3 protein-coding genes and 1 pseudogene are annotated in these 1,695 nt (G+C 48.5%); 3 read left to right on the forward strand and 1 reads right to left on the reverse strand.

Features of this window, described 5'->3' with window-relative positions; translation table 11 throughout:
• A pseudogene (locus Q0144_RS02635) lies at positions 1-188 on the reverse strand (DNA polymerase III subunit gamma/tau); the annotation flags it as partial.
• Positions 189-281: 93 nt separating this feature from the next.
• On the opposite strand from Q0144_RS02635, the gene Q0144_RS02640 reads away from it, so the two are divergent.
• The 3 genes from Q0144_RS02640 to Q0144_RS02650 all read left to right on the forward strand — a co-directional run.
• Positions 282-830, forward strand: coding sequence for a YajG family lipoprotein (locus Q0144_RS02640; RefSeq protein ID WP_298061453.1), 549 nt, complete (start codon positions 282-284; stop codon positions 828-830).
• Positions 831-1,448 carry a ComF family protein gene (locus Q0144_RS02645; protein WP_298061456.1) on the forward strand — a complete coding sequence of 206 codons (618 nt, stop codon included), beginning with the start codon at positions 831-833 and terminating at the stop codon, positions 1,446-1,448.
• A gap of 38 nt (positions 1,449-1,486) precedes the next feature.
• The coding region (locus Q0144_RS02650; protein WP_298061460.1) for a DNA gyrase subunit A at positions 1,487-1,695 on the forward strand (209 nt) is incomplete at its 3' end.

Genomic DNA, 1,695 nt, shown 5'->3' on the forward strand with positions numbered 1-1,695 from the left:
TCGCATAAAAGCGCTTTGGCAAAAATCCTAGCCGTCGAGGTTTTGCCGCTGCCGCGAAGTCCGCTGAAAAGATATGCGTGGCTCAGCCTGCCCGAATCCAGCGCGTGCGCGAGGCTTTTGGCGACGGCGTCTTGACCGATGAGCTGCTCGAAGCTTTTGGGTCTGTATTTTAAAGCGAGTGCTTGCAAAATTTCTCCTTTGATATTGCAATGATACAAAAAAATCTATAAATTTTAAATTTAGTGCTACAATGCGCCCGAATTTCAGAAAAAAGGATCGAAATGAAAAAATTTTTACTCGGCGTCTTTGCGCTATTTTTTGTCGCCTGCTCGCAAACCAGCAGCGTCATCAGCTTAAATCCGTATCTTTCTAAGGCCGATCAGACCGTAAGCGGCAAGTCCGTAAATATCAACGCGATCAACGATCAGCGCGAAAATCAGATGGTAATTGCCGTTATAAACGACAACGACGGCAAACTCGTCGATGAAGTGCTTTTAAAAAACAATCTCTCGGCGTGGTTCGACAAGGCCTTGCGCGCGGAGCTTGAGGCTCGCGGCGTAAAGATCGATCCGGCAAGCCCGAATATCGTAACCGTAAATATTAGAAGCATCTCGGCAGCGATCAACGGCTACTCAAAGGAAAATATGAGCGCAAGAGGCGAGGTTGCGATCTCTATCGTGCAGGGCAACAAAACTACGACCAAGCGCGTTTCGCAGGATCAGAGCCAATTTACGGCGCTTCGCACGGCTAGATCGCTTAATCCTTTTGTGCAAAGCTTGCTTGGCGACATCGTCAAAAAATCCGCCGATCAAATCATCTTGACGCTTTAGATGCGCTGCGTAAATTGCGGCGCGTTTAGCCTGCGCACGATCTGCGCCGCCTGCGCCGCAAATTTAGCCGAATGCCGCCTAGGTATGCGGCAGGTGGAGGGCTTTAGCGTATTTTATTACTACGGTTACTCCGAAATTCGAGAGCTTATACTTTCTAAACATCACGAATACGGCGCTGCGGTGCTTGCGCGCATAGCTTCTTTAAGCCTAGCGAAATTCCCGCTTCATCTGCGGCGCGAAATTTCAGCAAATCCGCAAAACTACGAAGCGTTTAAAACGGGCGGAATTTTTAAATTTAACGCCGTGCCGCTGGATGATGACGCTCGCAGCGGCTATTCGCACACGGCGATTTTAGCTCGCGCGCTAAAAAGCGAACTCGTGGAGCCAAAATTTCACTGCCTACGCGCGCAAAACCGCGTCAAATACACCGGGCAGAGTTTGGAATTTCGCCTAAAACACAAGCGAAATTTTAAAATTTTAACCCCGCCGCAATTCCCCGTGATCATGGTAGACGACATCATCACCTCGGGTCTTAGCATGCTGCAAGCGCGCGAGAGCTTGATCGATGGCGGCTTTATGCCCGTGTGCGGCTTGGTTTTAGCTAATGCAAAAGAATAATTCGCTATAATCGCGCTTTAAAATTTAAAAGGATATTTATGCAATCAAATATGTTTGAAAATCAGGAGATCATCGATATCGACGTCGAAGAATCGATCAAGACGAGCTATCTTGATTACTCGATGAGCGTTATCATCGGTCGTGCGCTGCCGGACGCCAGAGACGGTCTAAAGCCGGTGCATAGGCGAATTTTATATGCGATGAACGATCTTGGCGTGGGCTCTCGCCAGCCTTACAAAAAATCCGC

Origin of the sequence: uncultured Campylobacter sp. (genome assembly GCF_938045345.1) — a bacterium.
Taxonomy (GTDB): domain Bacteria; phylum Campylobacterota; class Campylobacteria; order Campylobacterales; family Campylobacteraceae; genus Campylobacter_B.

Coding starts and splice junctions, on each gene's coding strand:
- Q0144_RS02640 (WP_298061453.1), top strand. CDS start 282: ATGAAAAAATTTTTACTCGGCGTCTTTGCGCTATTTTTTGTCGCCTGC.
- Q0144_RS02645 (WP_298061456.1), top strand. CDS start 831: ATGCGCTGCGTAAATTGCGGCGCGTTTAGCCTGCGCACGATCTGCGCC.